Here is an 18,555-nt window from a genome sequence, read left to right as displayed (position 1 = left end):
CGGGCCGGCTACACGTCACTGTCGATCAGGGCGAACAGCTCGTCGTCGCTGGCGGATTCGATGCTCACCGGGGTGTCTGGATTCTCACTTGAATCGACCGGGAGGAACGGGCCGGAAGCGGTCGGGACCGCCGTGGGATCCGCTCCGGATCCGGCGTACTTCGCCGCCAGCTCCCGCAGCCGGGCCACGACCAGCGACCGCTCCCCTTCCGCACCGGAGGCGCAGGACAGCAGGTCATCGACCAGGCCGAGGCCGGCCAGCACCCGGTCGGCGGAGGGCCGCCGGCTGCGGGCCAGCTCCTCGCCCAGGTGCGCGGCCAGCGCCAGCGGTGTCGGGTGGTCGAAGGCGAGGGTCGCCGACAGCCGCAGCCCCGTGGCTCGATTCATGCGGTTGCGGAGCTCCACGGCGCTCAGCGAGTCGAACCCGAGGGCCTTGAAGGCCTGTTCCGGTTCGACCTGCGCCGCCGAGGCGTGCCCGAGGACGGCGGCGACCTGCCCGACGACCAGCTCCACGAGCCGCTCCGTCCGCTCGGCCTCCGGGAGCCCCGCCAGCCGGTCGGCCAGCGTGGGACCGGCCGTCTCCGCCGCGGCCCCGTCGCCGCCCTGCGCGGCCTGCCCGGCCGGCACCCCGTCGGCCGCCGCCCGGCGGGCCGGGACGCGCACCAGCCCGCGCAGCAGCGCCGGCAGGGTGCCGGCCGCCGCCCGCTCCCGCAGCGCCGCCGTCTCCAGCTTCAGGGCGAGCACCAGGGGCTCCGCGGCGTCGTGGGCGGCGTCGAAGAAGGCGAGGCCCTGCGCGGAGGACATCTCGGCGATCCCGGCCCGGCCGAGCCGGCGCACGGCCGTCTCGTCCAGGTGCCCCGTCATCGCGCTGCGTTCCGCCCAGAAGCCCCAGGCCACCGCCGTGCCGGGGAGGCCCGAGGCCCGCCGGTGCGCGGCGAGGGCGTCGAGGAAGACGTTCGCCGCCGCGTAGTGCGCCTGCCCGGAGGTGCCGAAGGTGCCCGCGGCCCCGGAGAACAGGACGAACTCCGCCAGGTCCAGGTCGCGGGTGAGCTCGTGCAGGTGCAGCGCCGCGTCCACCTTGGGGCGCAGCACGGCGTCCGCGCGCTCCCCGGTGAGGGAGGTCAGCACCCCGTCGTCGAGGACCCCGGCGGCGTGGATCACCGCCGTCAGCGGGCGCGGCGCCGGTACGGAGGCCAGCACGGCCGCCAGTGCGGCCCGGTCGGCGGTGTCGCAGGCCACGACGGTGGCCGTGGCCCCCGCCCCGGCGAGCTCGGCGACCAGTTCGCGGGCGCCGGGCGCGTCCGGGCCCGTCCGGGTGGTCAGCAGCAGGTGCCGGACCCCGTACGAGGCCACCAGGTGGCGGGCGACGAGCCGGCCGAGGGTGCCGGTGCCGCCGGTGATCAGGACGGTGCCGTCGGGGCCGTAGCCGGCGCCCGAGGCTCCGCCGGCCGGGCCGTCGAGCCGGGCCAGGCGGGCGGCCCGCACCGCGTCCCCGCGCACCGCGAGCTGCGGTTCGTCTCCGCCGGCCGCCGTGGCGAGGGCGGCGGACAGGGCGTCGGGGGAGGCCCCGGTGGTGTCCAGGAGGACGAACCGGCCCGGGTTCTCGGTCTGCGCGGAGCGCAGCAGCCCCCACACCGGGGCGTGCACGAGGTCCCGTACGGGCTCGTCCGCGGCGGCCGCCACGGCCCCGGCGGTGACGACCACCAGCCGGGCCCCGCCCAGCCGTTCCTCCGCCAGCCAGTCCTGCACCAGCCCGAGGACCCCGCGGAGCGCCGCCCGTACGGCGTCCGCCGTCACCGGCCCCTCCACGGCGGGCAGCGGCAGCAGCACCGCGTCCGGTACGGGCGCACCCGCGCCGAGCGCCTCCCGCAGGGCGGGCAGGCCGGAGTACCGGGCGGGCCGGGCGGCGCCGGTGGCGGCGACCGCCCCGGCCAGGGCCCCGGCGGCGTCCCCGCCCCCGTCCCCGCCCCCGTTCCCGTCCGAGTCACCGTCCCCGTTCCCGTCCCCGAGCAGCGCCCAGGCCGTGCCGGGCGCCGCCTGCGCGGGGCCGGACGGCGTCCAGTCCAGCCGGTACAGCGGGTCGGCGGTGCGCTCGTCGCGCAGCTGGGCGTCCGTCACCTCGCGCAGCACCAGGGAGTCCACGGAGGCGACGAGCCGCCCGTCCCGGTCGGTGAGGGTCACCTTCACCCCGTCCTGCCCGGTGGGGGTGAGGCGGGCCCGGACGGCGCCGGCCCCGGTGCGGGCCAGCCGTACGCCCGTCCAGGCGAAGGGCAGCCGGCGGCGCCCCCCGCCCTGCAGGAACGTGCCGTGCAGGGCCGCGTCGAACAGCGCCGGGTGCAGGCCGAACGCGCCCGCGCCACCGGGCAGTTCCGCCGGGAGCTCCACCTCGGCGAAGACCTCCTCGCCGCTGCGCCAGGCGGCGCGCAGCCCCCGGAAGGCGGGACCGTAGTGGTAGCCGGCCCCGTCGAAGGCCCCGTACAGGGCGTCGAGGTCCACCGGCTCGGCGTCGGCCGGCAGCCACCCCGTGTCGGGGGCTTCGCCGCCCTCCGCGTCCGGGGTGAGGACGCCGGCGGCGTGCCGCAGCCACGGCCCGTCCGGGTCCGCGCCGAGGCGCGAGTACACCCCGAGGGTGCGCCGGCCCTCCCCGTCGGGGGCGCCGACCGCCAGGTGCAGTTCCACGGAGCCCTGCTCGGGCAGCAGCAGCGGGTTCTCCAGGGTGAGTTCCTCCACGGCCGGGCAGCCCGCCTGCTCACCGGCGTGCAGCGCCAGCTCCACGAACGCCGTCCCCGGCAGCAGCAGCGTCCCGGAGACCCCGTGGTCGGCCAGCCAGCCGTGCGTACGGGTCGACAGCCGGCCGGTCAGGACCAGCCCGCCCGACTCCGGCAGGGCGCCGCGCGCGCCCAGCAGCGGGTGCCCGGCCGGGGCCAGGCCCAGCGCGGCGGCCGCCTCGGCGGGGGAGCCGCCGCGGGAGGTGTCCAGCCACAGCCGCTGCCGCTGGAACGGGTAGGTCGGCAGCCCGGCGTGCGCGGCCCCGGCGGCACCGGCCGGGAACAGGCTCGCCCGGTCGACGGCGCCGCCCTGCACGTGGAGTTCGGCCAGCGAGGCCAGCAGCCGGGCCCGGCCGCCCTCGCCCCGGCGCAGCGAGCCCACCGCGACGACGGGGGCGTCCGCGTCGGCGGCGGTGTCCTGCACCCCGGAGACCAGCACCGGGTGCGGGCTGACCTCGACGAAGAACCGGTGGCCGTGCTCCAGCAGCAGCCGGGTGGCCCGTTCGAACTGCACGGTGCCGCGCAGGTTCTCGTACCAGTAGTCGCCGGTCAGCCGGGTGGTGTCGACGGGCTCGCCGGTGACCGTCGAGTAGAACGGGACCTCGGCCGCCCGCGCGGTGACCGGGGCCAGCAGCCCGGCGAGCTCCTCGCGGATCTCCTCCACGTAGTGCGAGTGGGAGGCGTAGTCGACGGGGATGCGGCGGGCCCGCACACCGTCCCGTTCGCACGCCGCCAGCAGCTCCTCCAGGGCCCCGGTCTCACCCGCGACGACCGTCGACGCCGGGCCGTTGACCGTGGCCACCGCCAGCACCTCGGAGCGGTCCGCGATCAGCGCGGCCACCTCGGCGGCCGGGCGGGCCACCGACACCATGCCGCCGCGCCCGGCGATCGCGCCCAGGGCCCGGCTGCGCAGGGCCACCACCCGGGCGGCGTCCTCCAGCGAGAGCGCGCCCGCCACGCAGGCGGCGGCGATCTCCCCCTGCGAGTGGCCGACCACCGCGTCCGGGTGGACGCCGTGGGAGCGCCACAGCGCGGCCAGGGAGACCATCACCGCGAACAGCACGGGCTGGACCACGTCCACCCGCTCCGGTGACGGCGCCCCCTCGGCCCCGCGCAGCACCGCCGTCAGGGACCAGTCGGTGAAGGCGCCCAGCGCCTCCTCGCACTCCGCGATCCGCGCGGCGAACACCGCGGACTCCTCCAGCAGCCGCGCCGCCATGCCCGCCCACTGGGAGCCCTGCCCGGGGAAGACGAACACGGTCCCGCCGTCGGCGGCCTGACCGCGCAGCAGCCCGGGCGCGTCGTCGGCGCCCCCGGCCAGGGCCGCCAGCGCGCCCCGGATCCCCTCCGGGTCCGCGGCCGTGACCGCCGCCCGGTGCTCGAACGCGGTGCGCGCCGTCGCCAGCGCGTGCGCCACCTCGGACCCGTGCTGTCCCGGGTGCGCGTCGACGTGCGCCGACAGCCGGGCCGCCTGCTCGCGCAGGGCCGCCTCGGTGCGCCCGTACAGCAGCCACGGCACCCCGTCGCCCCCGACGGGCTCCGCCGGGGCGGCGGGCACGTACTGCTCCAGGACGGCGTGCGCGTTGGTGCCGCTGATGCCGAACGCCGACACCCCGGCCCGGCGCGGGCCCGCGCCCTCCGGCCAGGCGATGGTCCGCGCCAGCGGGCGGACCGCGCCCGAGGACCAGTCCACGTGCGAGGAGGGCGCGTCGTGGTGCAGGATCGCGGGCAGCAACCCGTGCTCCATCGCCAGCACCGTCTTGATCACCCCGGCCACGCCGGCCGCGGCCTGCGGGTGCGCGATGTTCGACTTCAGCGAGCCCACCCACAGCGGGCGGTCCGCGTCACGGCCCTGCCCGTACGTGGCGAGCAGCGCCTGCGCCTCGATCGGGTCGCCCAGCCTCGTGCCCGTGCCGTGCGCCTCGACCATGTCCACGTCCGCGGCGTCCAGGCCCGCGTTGGCCAGGGCCTGGCGGATCACCCGCTGCTGCGCGGGACCGCTGGGCGCCGCCAGCCCGTTGCTCGCGCCGTCCTGGTTCACCGCGCTGCCCCGGATCACGGCCAGCACCTTGTGCCCGTTGGCCTCCGCGTCGGAGAGCCGCTCCAGCACCACCATGCCGGCGCCCTCGCCCCAGCCGATGCCGTCGGCCGCGTCCGAGAACGGCTTGCAGCGGCTGTCGGGAGCCAGCCCGCGCTGCCGGCTGAACTCGATGAACATGCCCGGCGCCGCCATGACCGTGACCCCGCCCGCCAGCGCCAGCCGGCACTCGCCGTCCCGCAGCGCCTGCGCCGCCATGTGCACGGTCACCAGGGAGGACGAGCAGGCCGTGTCCACCGTGTACGAGGGGCCCTCCAGGCCCAGCACGTAGCTGATCCGGCCCGACACCACACTGGAGTGCTTGCCCGTCACCAGGTAGCCCTCGAAGCCCTCCGGCGCCTCGTGCAGCCGGGACCCGTAGTCCTGGTAGCACATGCCGGCGAACACGCCCGTCGGGCTGCCGTGCAGGGCCGACGGGTCGATGCCCGCCCGCTCCAGCGCCTCGTACGACACCTGGAGCAGCACCCGCTGCTGCGGGTCCATGGCCTGCGCCTCGCGCGGGGAGATCCCGAAGAAGCCCGGGTCGAAGTCGGCGGCGTCGTACAGGAAACCGCCCTCGCGGGAGTAGCTCTTGCCCGCCGCCTCCGGGTCCGGGTCGTACAGCTCCTCCAGGTCCCAGCCGCGGTCCTCGGGCAGCCCGGACACCGCGTCCCGTTCGCCCGCCAGGAGTTCCCAGAACTCCTCCGGGGTGCTCACCCCGCCCGGGAAGCGGCAGCCGATGCCGACGATCGCGATCGGGTCGTCGTCGTGCCGGGAGGCCGCCGCCACCGCCGGGGCCTGCCGCGCCGGCTCCGGCGCGGCTTCGTCCACCAGCAGGGTGCGCAGGTACGCGGCCAGCGCGTTCGGCGTCGGATGGTCGAACAGCAGCGTGGTCGGCAGCCGCAGCCCGGTGGCGGCGGTGAGGCGGTTGCGCATCTGGACGACCGTCAGGGAGTCGAAGCCGGCCTCCTTGAACGCCCGCCCCGGTACGACCGCCTCCGCCGAGGCGTGCCCGAGGACCACGGCGGCCTGCGCGCGCACCAGGTCCAGCACGGCCCGGTGCTGCTCGGCCGACGTCAGCCCGGCCAGGCCCACCGCCAGGTCCGGCCGGTCGTCCGCCGCCGCGCTCCGGGCGGCGGCCAGTGCCGTACGGGCCTCGGCGATCTCGGCGAGCAGCGGGCTCGGCCGGGCCGCCGTGTGGCGGGGGGCGAACACCTCCCAGTCGATGTCGGCGACCACCGGCGCCGCCCGCTCCCCGGCGACCGCAGGGGCCAGCGCACGCACCGCCTCCTCGGCGGGCATGCCCGGGAACCCGGCGCGCCGGGTGTGCTCCCCGGCCGCCCCGGCCATCCCGCCGCCGTCCCACACGCCCCAGGCCACCGAGGTGGCGGGCAGGCCCTGGGCGCGGCGCAGCCCGGCGAGCGCGTCGAGGGAGGCGTTGGCGGCCGCGTAGGCGGCCTGGCCGCCGTTGCCGACGACGCCCATGACGGAGGAGAACAGGACGAACGCGTCCAGCTCCAGGTCCGCGGTCAGCTCGTGCAGGTGCAGCGCGGCCGTCGCCTTCGGACGCAGCACGCCGGCCAGCGCGGCCGGGGTCAGCGACTCGACCACCGCGTCGCCGAGGGCGCCCGCCGTGTGCAGGACGGCGGTCAGCGGCTCGTCGGCCGGGACCGTCGCCAGGACCGCTTCCAGGGCCGCCCGGTCGGCGGCGTCACAGGCGTGGACGGCGGCCGCGACCCCGAGCCCCTCCAGTTCCGCGACGAGCTCGGCGGCGCCGGGCGCGTCGGGTCCCCGACGGCTGGTCAGCACGAGGCGGGCGGCGCCGTTCCCGGCGAGCCAGCGAGCGAAGCGGGCGCCCAGGGCGCCGGTGCCGCCGGTGACCAGGACCGTGCCGCGCGGCTTCCAGGAGCCGCCGTCACCCTCCGCCGTACGCACCAGGCGCCGGCCGAGGACACCCGAGGCCCGTACCGCGACCTGGTCCTCGCCCTCCCCGGCGGCCAGCACCCCGCTCAGCCGGCGCAGCGCCGGCCCGTCGAGCTCCTCCGGCAGGTCCACCAACCCGCCCCAGCGGTCCGGGTGTTCCAGCCCGACGACCGCACCGAACCCCCACAGCTGCGCCTGCTCCGGCACCGGCGCCGGATCCCCGGCCGCGGTGGCCACCGCCGAGCGGGTCGCCACCCACAGCGGAGCCTCCACCCCGGCCGTCCCGAGCGCCCGCACCAGTGCGAGGGTGCCCGCCAGCGCGGCCGGCACCTCCGGGTGCCCCGGGTGGCTCCCGGACGCCAGCCCCAGCAGGGACAGCACCCCCTCGGGCCGCCCGTGCTCCCCGAGGACCCCGGCCAGTTCCTCCGGGTCCGCGTCCGCGCCGACGGGCAGCAGGGCCACCTCGGCGCCGCGGCCCAGCAGTTCCTCCCGCACCCGGGCGGCGTCCGCTTCCCCGGCGCCCCCTTCGGGCACCGCCAGCAGCCACGTCCCGCGCAGCTCCGGCCGGGCCGCGTCCCGCACCGGACGCCAGGCCACCCCGTAGCGGCGGCCGTCCGCCGCGGACCGCTCACGGCCCTTCTCCCGCCACGCCGCCAGCAGCGGCAGCAGCTCCGCCACCCGGGCCGCGTCGCCCGCGCCGAGCGCCTCGCCCAGGGCCGGGCCGTCACCGCGGTCCACCGCGTCCCACAGCTCCGCCTCGCGCGGATCGGCGGAACCGGCGCCGTGCGCGGCGGGCGCCGCCTCGGGCCAGAACCGCTCGCGCCGGAACGCGTACGTGGGCAGCTCCACCCGGCCCGCCCCGCCGAACAGCGGGCTCCAGTCCACCGGGACCCCGCCGGTCTGCGCCTCGGCGAGCGAGAGCAGGAACCGGCCGGTGCCGCCCTCGCCCCGGCGCAGCGTCCCCAGCACCAGGGCCTCCGGCCCGTCACCGTCGGCGCCCGCGGACTCCACCGTCTCCTGGATCCCGGTGGTGATCACCGGATGCGGGCTGACCTCGACGAACACGTCGTGGCCGGTGCCCAGCAGCAGCCGCGTGGCCTCCTCGAAGCGCACGGTGCCGCGCAGGTTCTCGTACCAGTACTCACCCGTCAGACGGGTGGTGTCGATCGGCTCCCCGGTGACGGTGGAGCAGAACGGGATCTCCGAGGCACGGGGGGCCACGGGGGCCAGCAGCCGGGCCAGTTCCTCCCGGATCTCCTCCACGTGGTGGGAGTGCGAGGCGTAGTCGACCGGGACCCGGCGCGCCCGGATCCCGTCCCGCCCGGCCGACTCCATCAGCTCGTCCAGCGCCGCCGAGTCACCCGAGACCACCGTCGACAGCGGCCCGTTGACGGCGGCCACGCCGATCCGCCCCTCCCACCGCGCGACCAGTTCCCGGGCCCCGGCCACGGGCAGCGGCAGGAACACCATCCCGCCGCGCCCGGCCAGGGCGCCCAGGGCCCGGCTGCGCAGGGCCACGACCAGGGCGGCGTCCTCCAGCGAGAGCGCGCCCGCCACGCAGGCGGCGGCGATCTCCCCCTGCGAGTGGCCGACCACCGCGTCCGGGTGCACCCCGTGCGCCCGCCACAGGGCCGCGAGGGAGACCATCACCGCGAACAGCACGGGCTGGACCACGTCCACCCGCTCCAGCCAGGCCCCCTCGGTGTCGCGCAGGACCTCCGCCAGGGACCAGTCGGTGTGCGGGGCGAGCGCCTCACCGCACTCGGCGATCCGGGCGGCGAACACCGGCGACTCGTCCATCAGCCGCGCGGCCATGCCGAGCCACTGCGAACCCTGCCCCGGGAAGACGAACACCGTCCGCCGCCCGGCCGCGGCCCGCCCGGTCACCACCCGCGCGTCGGCCTCGCCCCGGGCCAGCGCGTCCAGGGCCGCCAGCAGCTCCGCCCGGTCCGCGCCGACCACCACGGCCCGGTGCTCCAGCGCGGCGCGCGAGGAGACCAGCGAGGCCCCCACCTCGGCGAGCCCCAGCCCGGGGGAGGCCGCCACGTGGTCGCGCAGCCGGGCCGCCTGCTCCCGCAGCGCGTCCCCGCCGTGCGCCGACACCGGCCAGGCCACGGCGGCGGGCGCTTCCGGGGCCCCGGGGGTCTCGGGGGATCCGGCGGCCTGGGGGGCCTGGGGGGCCTGCTCCAGGATCAGGTGCGCGTTGGTCCCGCTGATGCCGAACGAGGACACCGCCGCCCGGCGCGCGCCACCGGTCGCGGGCCATTCCACGGCCTCGGTCAGCAGCTCCACCCCGCCCGCCGACCAGTCCACGTGCGGGGTCGGCTCGTCCACGTGCAGGGTCTTGGGCAGCACCCCGTGGCGCAGGGCCTCCACCATCTTGATCACCCCGGCCACACCGGCCGCCGCCTGCGCGTGCCCGATGTTCGACTTGAGGGAGCCCAGCCGCAGCGGCTCACCGCCCGCGCGGGCCCGCCCGTACGTGGCGAGCAGCGCCTGCGCCTCGATCGGGTCGCCCAGCTTCGTGCCGGTGCCGTGCGCCTCGACGGCGTCGACCTCGGCGGCGGTCAGGCCCGCGTCGGCCAGGGCCCGGCGGATGACGCGCTGCTGGGAGGGGCCGTTGGGGGCGGTGAGGCCGTTGCTGGCGCCGTCCTGGTTCACCGCCGAGCCGCGGACGACGGCCAGCACGCGGTGTCCGTTCGCCACCGCGTCCGACAGCCGCTCCAGCACCACCAGGCCGACGCCCTCGGCCCAGCCGGTGCCGTCGGCGGCCGCCGCGAACGCCTTGCAGCGGCCGTCCGCCGACAGCCCGCGCTGCCGGCTGAACTCCACGAACATGCCCGGCGTGGACAGCACCGTCGCCCCGCCCGCCAGGGCCATCGACACCTCGCCGCGGCGCACCGCCTGCGCCGCGAGGTGCAGCGCGACGAGGGAGGACGAGCAGGCGGTGTCGACGGTGAGGGCCGCGCCCTCGAAGCCGTACGTGTAGGAGATGCGGCCCGAGGCGACGCTCGGCGTGCCGCCGGTCAGGGCGTAGCCCTCGGAGCCGTCCGACACCTCGTGCAGCCGGGAGCCGTACTCCTGCGCCGTCGCCCCGACGTAGACGCCGGTGTTGCTGCCGCGCAGGGTGGACACGTCGATCCCGGCGCGCTCCAGGGCCTCCCAGGACACCTCCAGCAGCAGCCGCTGCTGGGGCTCCATCGCGGCGGCCTCGCGGGGGGAGATGCCGAAGGCGGCGGCGTCGAAGCGGGTGGCGTCGTAGAGGAAGCCGCCCGAACGGGTGTACGTGGTGCCGGGGTCGGCCGGGTCCTCGGAGTAGAGGCCCTCCAGGTCCCAGCCGCGGTCGGCGGGGAAGCCGGAGACGGCGTCCGTGCCCTCGGAGACCAGGTTCCACAGGTCCTCGGGGGAGTTGACGCCGCCGGGCAGCCGGCAGGCCATGCCGACGATCACGACCGGGTCCTCGTCGGCCTCCGGGCCGGCGGCGGCCCCGGGCGCGGTGACCGGGGTGGTCTCCGCGGCGGCGAACAGCTCCTCGGCGAGGTGCCGGCCGACGGCGGCGGAGGTCGGGTGGTCGAAGAGGAGCGTGGCGGGCAGGGCCAGCCCGGTCTCGGACGCGAGGGAGCCGCGCAGCTCGACGGCGGTCAGGGAGTCCAGCCCGAGGGACTTGAAGCTGTGCGCGGGGTCGATCCGGTGCGGGCTCGCGTACTCCAGCAGCGCGGCGGCGTGCACCCGCACCAACTCGGTGAGCTCGCGCACCCGCTCGGCCGGGGCGAGGGGCGCGAGCCGGTCGCGCAACGGGTGCGCGGCGGCCACGGCCTGGGGGAGGGGGAGGGCCCGCGGGCCCTCACCGGCGGCCTGCGCCGGGCCGGGGCCCGGGGCCTGGGCGGTGGCCGACGGAACCGCCGCGGCGGCCTGCGCCGGGCTGGGTCCCGAGGCCTGAACGGCGGCCGGCGGTACCGCACCGGCGTCCGGTGCCGGGGCGGGGCCCGGGGCCTGAGCGGTGGCCTGCGGGCCCTCGCCGGCGTCCGCCGCCGGGAGCGGTGCCGGGGCCTGCGCGAGTGCCGGGACGGCACCCGGCTCCCGGGCCCCGGCCGGAGCCTGGGCGTGGGAGAGGGGGGCAGGCGCCCCGCCGGCGTCCGGCGCCGCGGCCTGGGCCTGCGCCCGGGCGGCCCGGGCCGTCTCCGCGTCCCGCGCCGGCGCAGTCGGGGGGTCGGGGAGCCAGTGGCGTTCGCGCTGGAAGGCGTACGTCGGCAGGTCGCGGGCCGGCGGGCCGGCGGGGAGGCCGAGCGGGAGTGCGGCGAGGGCGCCGTGGGCGTACAGGCCCGCGGTCGCGGTGAGCAGCGACCGCGCCTCGTCGCCCTGGCGCCGCAGGGCGGGCACCAGGACGGCGCCCGCCTCGTCGGCGAGGCAGGCGCGGGCCATCGCGGTCAGCACCCCGTCGGGCCCCAGCTCCAGGAAGGCGGTGGCGCCTTCGGCCTCCAGCGTCCGGACGGCGTCGTGGAAGCGGACGGCTTCGCGGACGTGGTCCACCCAGTAGCCGGGGCCGGCGATCTCGTCGGTGACCAGGCCGCCGGTGAGGGCGGAGACGAAGGGGATCCCGGGGCGGTGGAACTCCAGGCCCGCGAGGGCGGTGCGGAACTCCTCCAGCATCGGGTCCATCAGCGGGGAGTGGAAGGCGTGGCTGACGCGCAGGGACTTGGACTTCACGTCCAGCTCCGCCAGCCGCCCGATCACCCCCGAGACCGCCTCGCGGGAGCCGGACACCACCACGGCCTGCGGGCCGTTGACGGCGGCGATCGCCGTACCCGGCACCAGCAGCGGGGCCACCCGCTCCTCGCCCGCCTGGACGGAGACCATCACCCCGCCCTCCGGGAGCGCCTCCATCAGCCGCCCGCGCGCGCGGACCAGTACGGCCGCGTCCTCCAGCGACAGCACCCCCGCCACGTGCGCGGCGGCGATCTCGCCCACCGAGTGCCCGCCGACGAACTCCGGGACCACACCCCAGGACTCGACGAGCCGGTACAGCGCCACCTCGACCGCGAAGAGGGCCGGCTGCGCGGTCCCCGTCCGGTTCAGGGCCTCGGCGTCCTCCCCGAAGACCACCTCCTTCAGCCCGCCGCCCAGCGCCGCGCACACCGCGTCGAAGGCCTGCGCGAACACCGGGAACGCCTCGTACAGCCCCCGGCCCATGCCGGTCCGCTGGCTGCCCTGCCCGGTGAACAGGACGGCCAGGCCCCCGGCGTCCGCCGCCGCCCGGCCGCGCACCAGCCCCGCCGCCCGCTGGTCCCGGGCCAGCGCCTCCAGCCCCCGGGCCAGCTCCTCGCGGTCGGCGGCGACGACCACCGCCCGGTGCTCGAAGGCCGTACGGGTGCCGGCCAGGGCCCGGCTCAGCCCGGCCGGTCCGGTACCGGCCGCCGTGTCCCCGTCCAGCCAGGCGCGCAGCCGCAGGGCCTGCCCGCGCAGCGCCTCCGGCGTGGCGGCGGAGACCGCGTACGGGAGCGGGTGCGCGGCCGGGGCCTCCGGCGCGGCCCCCGCCGCCTCGCGCGGGGCCTCCTCCAGCACCACGTGGCAGTTGGTCCCGCCCATCCCGAACGAGCTGACGCCGGCCACGAGCGGCCGGTCCGGCTCCGCCCACGGCCGCGGCCCGGTGACCACCTCCAGCCGCAGCTCCTCCAGCGGGATCGCCGGGTTCGGCGTCTCGAAGTGCAGGCTCGGCGGCAGCGTGCGCCGGCCCAGGCTCAGCAGGGTCTTGATCAGGCCCGCGATGCCGGCGGCGCCCTCCAGGTGCCCGATGTTCGTCTTCACCGAGCCGACGAGCAGCGGCCGCCCCGCCGGCCGGCCGGCCCCGAGGACCGCGCCCAGCGCGGCCGCCTCCACCGGGTCGCCGACCGGCGTCCCCGTACCGTGCAGCTCCACGTACTGGACGCCGAGCGGGTCGACCCCGGCCCGCTCGTAGGCCCGGCGGAGCACGTCCTCCTGGCCCTCCCGGCTGGGCGCGGTGAGGCCCTCGCCGCCGCCGTCGTTGTTGACGGCGCTGCCCGCGATCACGCCGAGCACCCGGTCGCCGTCGGCCAGCGCCCGCGCGAGCGGCTTGAGGACGACGACCCCGCCGCCCTCGCCGCGGACGAACCCGTTGGCGCGGGCGTCGAAGGTGGAGCAGCGCCCGTCGGGGGACAGGCCGCCGAACTCGGCCGCCTGGACGGTGCTCTCGGTGGCGAGCGCCAGGTTGACCCCGCCGACGACGGCCACGCTCGACTCGCCCGTGCGCAGGCTCTCGCAGGCCAGGTGCACGGCGACGAGCGAGGAGGACTGGCCGGTGTCCACGGTGATGCTCGGGCCGCGCAGCCCCAGCAGGTACGACAGCCGGTTGGCGAGGACGCTGCGGTGCAGGCCCGTGATGGTGTGCCGGCCGATCGCCGCCGGGCCGCGCCGGTGGGAGAGGGTGGCGTAGTCGTCCCACATGGCGCCGACGAACACCCCCGCGTGCTCCCCGCGCAGCGCCGACGGCACGATCCCGGCGTGCTCCAGCGCCTCCCAGGCCAGCTCCAGGACGAGGCGCTGCTGCGGGTCCATCGCGGCGGCCTCGCGCGGGGAGATCCCGAAGAACGCCGCGTCGAAGGCGTCCACCCGCTCCAGGTACCCGCCCCGGCGGCCGTCCGCACGGCCGGGCGCGGCGGGGTCCCGGCGGTCCGCGGGGACGGGCGTGACGGCGTCCACCCCGTCCCCGAGCAGCCGCCACAGCGCCTCGGGGTCGGGGGCCTGTGGCAGACGGCAGGACAGGCCGATGACCGCGATCCGGCTGTCGGCGGGTGCCGCACCGCCGTTCGGGAGGGAACCGGGCGTGTGCTCAGCCATCTCAGCCATCGTCTTCTTTTCACCCATCCGTAGTGCGCGAGGTCGTGCGGGGGTGATGCTGCGCACCGCGGGTGGAGGGGGACTCAAGAGCGGCTGAATCAGGCCGGGTCCGGGGCCCCCGTCGTCCCGGACAGCGCGCCCACGTAGTCCTCTCCCGCGATCGGCGCCCCGACCAGCGCGTGCGGGACGCCGAGGGCGTCCGCGAGCTCCTCGGCGTGCGGCTCCAGCCGGGCGCAGAGCCGGTCCAGCAGGGCCGGGATCCCGCGTACCTCGTCCGCGTCCAGCAGCCCCTCGGCCAGGTACCAGCCGTCGTGCGCGGCGAGTTCCTCCAGCGCGTGCACCGCCAGCAGGTCCCGCAGGATCCCCGCCGCCTCCGGCCCGGTCACCGGATCGGATCCGGCCACCTCCCGCACCGCCTCGCGCACGGTGCCCAGCACCAGCCGGGCCGCATGGGTCTCGGCCAGCCGCTCGGCCAGGTCGTACAGGCCGTTCCAGGCGTCGAAGGGGGCCAGTCCCTCCTCGGTGGCCTTGCGCAGCCCGTCGGCCAGCTCCTGGTGGAGGATCCGTTCGCGGACCGCCGCCAGGGTCTCCCAGGTGGCGGGGTCGAGCAGGTCGCGGGAGCCGGCGGCGGGCGCCTCGTCGGCGGGCGGGGTGTAGGCGGTGCCGGCCAGCAGCGCCTGCGCCCCGTCCAGGAGCAGCATCTGGTTGTCGGCGGCGGCCGCGTTCAGGGAGTGCGCGAACCCCTGGTAGTCGAGGAACCGGTTCGCGGACAGGAAGCCGAGGGCGCCGCTCGCCGTCCGTGCGCGGGCGCTGACCCGTTCGGCGATCCGGTCGGTGACCACCTTCATCAGGAAGGTGGTGCGCACCGACCGGGGGGTCAGGGCGGGCGCCTCGGACGTGGCGGTCGCGGCGGCCACCAGCTGGGTCACGTACGCCCCGGACAGCGCGCCGAACAGGGCCCGCTGCTGGTTGCGGTAGCGGATCACCGGCTGGTCGGCGGCGAACCGGCCGCCGGTGTGCCGCCGGTGGGCGTGGCGCACGGCGACCGCGGCGCTCGCGCCGGCCGTCGCCGCGAGGGCCACGACGGCGGCCTCCCAGGCGAACCGGATCAGGCTGAGGGTGCGGCGGGCCCGGATCGCCGGGCTGCCGAAGGGGTCGGTGAAGCCGCCGTCGGCGGTGAGCACGGCGTTGTCGCGCAGCCAGAACCGGTAGGGGACGCGCACCCCGTCGAAGGAGACGGCCGCGGCGTCCAGCGGCAGCACCGGCGTCGGCGCCAGCGGCCGCACGTCCACGCCGGGCAGCGGCCCGTCCGCGTCGCGCAGCGGCACCAGGAAGCAGAACTCCCCGCACTCGGCGCCGTCGACGACCAGCTGGGCCAGGACCACCGCGAGCCGGGGCACGCCCTCGGCGGCCACGGCGGGCGGGAACTTCACCGCGGCCGGCTCCGGGGTGCGCAGCACGAACTCCTCGCGGGCGGCGTCGTACTCGGCGACGGTCCGCACGGACGCGTTGCTGTTGCCGTGGCCCAGCTCGGTCATCAGGAGCGCCCCGACCTGCTCGGTGGCCGCCAGCTCCGCCAGCACGTCCGCCAGGTCCTCGCGGCCCGCCCCGAACTCGAGGACCGCTCCGGTCGTCATGCAGTGGTGCAGGAACATCGCGTAGAAGAGGGCCGGATCCGCCACGGCCGACCAGGCGAGGAGCGGGAACAGCCGCTCCCGGTCCTGGACCAGGGGCACCCCCGAACCACCTTCGCGCACACGGGCGTTGACCTGCCGCAACCGTTCGTACGTCAGCGCGAACCGCTCGTCCCAGCCGCCGGTATCCGGCCGGGGGCGGAAGACATCGGCCGAAAACACCTCCTCCAGGAACGTCTGCCGCTCTTGCGGGAACGCGCCTCCCCGGAGGACGTCCGACCACGCCTGAGAGAACCGACCGCGCACTGTTTACCCCACCCCGTGCCATGGAACCAATCGAAACGACCGGGAACGTAACAAGGAACTTCCCAGCTCAGGCCCGTTCTCAGGCGGAGCGGGAGCCACCCCGGAGCCGTCCGAGAGCGCCCCGGGACGGTCCCTCGACGCAGCCTTGAGAGGCGCTGGACCCGCAACCTGGTACCGCACCCCCAAAACGGGCGCGGGCGGCGGGAGATGAGAGCATGCCGGGAAGGCTGGTCATGCGCTGGTCATGTGCTAGGAGACTGAAAGGTGTCATCAGCAATGGAGAATTCCGCCGACGGCGTGTACGACGTGGTCATCCTCGGTGGCGGTAGCGGGGGCTACTCCTGCGCTCTGCGCGCGACCCAGCTCGGCCTGGACGTCGTCCTCATCGAGAAGGGCAAGCTGGGCGGCACCTGCCTGCACAACGGCTGCATCCCCACCAAGGCCCTGCTGCACGCCGGCGAGGTCGCCGACGAGCTGCGCCGCGCCGAGTCCTACGGCGTCCAGGCCACCTTCGGCGGCGTCGACATAGCCGGGGTCCACGCGTACAAGGACGGCGTCATCGCCGGCCTCTACAAGGGCCTCCAGGGCACCCTCAAGGCCCGCAAGAACCTCACCCTGGTCGAGGGCGAGGGCCGCCTGGTCTCCCCGACCGAGGTCGAGGTCGGCGGCGTCCGCTACCAGGGCCGCCACGTCGTCCTCGCCACCGGCTCCCAGCCCCGCTCGCTGCCGGGGCTCGCCATCGACGGCAACCGGGTCATCTCCTCCGACCACGCCCTGTTCCTCGACCGGATCCCCGAGTCGGCGATCATCCTCGGCGGCGGGGTCATCGGCGTCGAGTTCGCCTCCGCCTGGAAGTCCTTCGGCGTGGACGTCACGGTCGTCGAGGGCCTGCCCCACCTGGTGCCCGCCGAGGACGTGGACATCTCCAAGTCCCTGGAGCGCGCCTTCCGCAAGCGGAAGATCAAGTTCGAGCTGGGTTCGCGCTTCTCCGGCGTCGAGTACACCGAGTCGGGCGTCCGGGTCTCCCTGGAGAACGGCAAGCAGATCGAGGCCGAGCTGCTGCTCGTCGCCGTCGGCCGCGGCCCGGTCTCGCAGGGCCTCGGCTACGAGGAGACGGGCGTCGCCGTCGAGCGCGGCCACGTCGTCGTGGACGAGCTGCTGCGCACCAACCTGCCGACCGTCTCCGCCGTCGGCGACCTGATCCCGACCCTCCAGCTGGCCCACGTCGGCTTCGCCGAGGGCATCCTGGTCGCCGAGCGCGTCGCGGGCCTGCCCGTGACCCCGATCGACTACGACGGCGTCGCCCGCGTCACCTACTGCGAGCCGGAGATCGCCTCCGTCGGCCTCACCGAGGCGAAGGCCAAGGAGCTCTACGGCGAGGACAAGGTCGTCGTCAGCAAGTTCAACGCCGGCAGCACCGGCAAGAGCAAGATCCTCAAGACGGCCGGCGACGTCAAGCTCGTCCAGGTCGCCGACGGCCCGGTGGTCGGCCTGCACATGATCGGCTCGCGCATGAGCGAGCAGATCGGCGAGGCCCAGCTCATCTTCAACTGGCAGGCCCTGCCGTCGGAGGTGGCGAGCCTCATCCACGCCCACCCGACCCAGACCGAGGCCCTGGGCGAGGCCCACCTGGCCCTCGCGGGCAAGCCGCTGCACGTCCACGGCTGATATCCGCCGGCGGACGGGCCGGGGTCAACTCCCCGGCCCGTCCGGTGTTTTCGGGGCGAACCGCTGGTACGCGGGCCGTACGGATGCCAGGATCACAGCGCGCGCGGGCACGGGCCCGCCGGTATCCAGCCACCCGGCCACAGGTGAGGACGTACCCATGAACCCGGAACACGGCGCGAACCCGGAACACGGCATCCCCGGCGGCGGGGCGAAGTCCGCCGCCGACCGCGCGGCCGGCCCCCTGCTCGGCCTCTCCACCGTCCTCGTCGGCCTCATGGCGGGGCTGTTCTTCGCCTTCGACGTCTCGGTGATGCCCGGCCTGGCCGCGGGCGACGACCGCACCTACGTCACCGCGATGCAGCACTTCAACGCCGCCATCGACGGCAACGGCCTCTTCGGCGGCGTCTTCGTCCTCGCGCTGCTCGCCACCGCCGCCGCGGCCCTCGTCGAGTACCGCCGGGGCAGACGCGGCCCCGCCGTCTGGGCGGGCGCGGCCGCCCTCGCCTACCTCGCCGTCCTGGTGATCACGTTCGCCGTGAACATCCCGCTGAACAACGAGCTCGCCGACGCGGGCGACGCGGCCAAGATGACCGGCTTCGCGGTGGTCGGCAAGTTCAAGGGCACCTGGGTCACCACGAACATCCTGCGCACCCTGCTCTGCACCGCCGCCCTCACCGCCCTCGTCCGCGCCCTCCTCCTCCACGGCCGCGCCACCCCGCGCTGACCCCCTCCCACGGCTCCGGCTACGGCTGCCCGTTCAGGACCAGCGCCCACACCAGCAGCCCGAACGACACCGCGCACAGCACCGTGCGCCCCGTGTTCGCCCGGACCCACGGGTCCTCGAACGCGCGGCGCACGGCCGCCGGGTCGGCCATGGCCTCCACCGGGCCGGCCTGCGCCAGGGCGTTGTTCAGCGGGATGTTCACCCGGGCGGTGACCACCACCGCCGGCAGGTAGGCGGCGAACGCCCCCGCCAGCGGCACCGTCGCTCCGCCCCCCGCGTCCCCCGCCAGCTGCAGGACCAGGGCGAGCCCGCCGAACACCAGCGCACCCACATAGCCCAACAGGAACCAGCCGTTGAGGATGGCCACGTTGATCCGCTGCATCGTCTCGACGACCGTGCGGTCCGACGAGGCCCGCAGCCCCGGCATCACCGCCACCGAGAAGCCGTAGAAGAGGCCGCTGACCAGCCCCGTGGTGATCGTCGCCGCGACCAGCGCCGCGAACCGTGCCGTTTCCATGCAGGTGTCCCCCTCGTGTCCCGCTGCCGCGCGCCGGTCCGATCCTACGGTCGCGAACGCGCCACGCACCGTGACGGGCGCGGA

At 76.7% G+C, this 18,555-nt stretch carries 5 protein-coding genes; 2 read left to right on the top strand and 3 right to left on the bottom strand.

Going from position 1 to position 18,555, the window contains the following annotated elements; translation table 11 throughout:
* Positions 1–8: 8 nt before the first annotated feature.
* Together ACFVXK_RS06525 and ACFVXK_RS06520 are read right to left on the bottom strand one after the other, a co-directional pair.
* Positions 9–13,622, bottom strand: a complete 13,614-nt coding sequence (locus ACFVXK_RS06525; RefSeq protein ID WP_389610400.1) for a type I polyketide synthase — start codon at positions 13,620–13,622, stop codon at positions 9–11.
* A gap of 98 nt (positions 13,623–13,720) precedes the next feature.
* Complete coding sequence (locus ACFVXK_RS06520; protein WP_389610399.1) at positions 13,721–15,478, bottom strand: acyl-CoA dehydrogenase; 1,758 nt, start codon at positions 15,476–15,478, stop codon at positions 13,721–13,723.
* Between the two features lie 360 nt (positions 15,479–15,838).
* Here ACFVXK_RS06520 and lpdA point away from each other — a divergent pair, with 360 nt between their 5' ends.
* Positions 15,839–17,230, top strand: a complete 1,392-nt coding sequence (gene lpdA, locus ACFVXK_RS06515; protein WP_389610398.1) for a dihydrolipoyl dehydrogenase — start codon at positions 15,839–15,841, stop codon at positions 17,228–17,230.
* 157 nt (positions 17,231–17,387) lie between these two features.
* Positions 17,388–17,954 (top strand): DUF1772 domain-containing protein, encoded by a 567-nt coding sequence (locus tag ACFVXK_RS06510; protein WP_389610397.1) that lies wholly within the window; start codon positions 17,388–17,390, stop codon positions 17,952–17,954.
* 19 nt (positions 17,955–17,973) lie between these two features.
* Here ACFVXK_RS06510 and ACFVXK_RS06505 read toward each other — a convergent pair whose 3' ends face one another.
* Positions 17,974–18,471, bottom strand: coding sequence for a DUF1772 domain-containing protein (locus ACFVXK_RS06505; RefSeq protein ID WP_389610396.1), 498 nt, complete (start codon positions 18,469–18,471; stop codon positions 17,974–17,976).
* Between the last annotated feature and the right edge of the window lie 84 nt (positions 18,472–18,555).

The organism is Streptomyces sp. NPDC058157 (assembly GCF_042884105.1).
In the GTDB taxonomy this organism is placed as follows: Bacteria; Actinomycetota; Actinomycetes; order Streptomycetales; family Streptomycetaceae; genus Streptomyces.
This window is presented reverse-complemented; position numbering and strand designations above follow the sequence as displayed.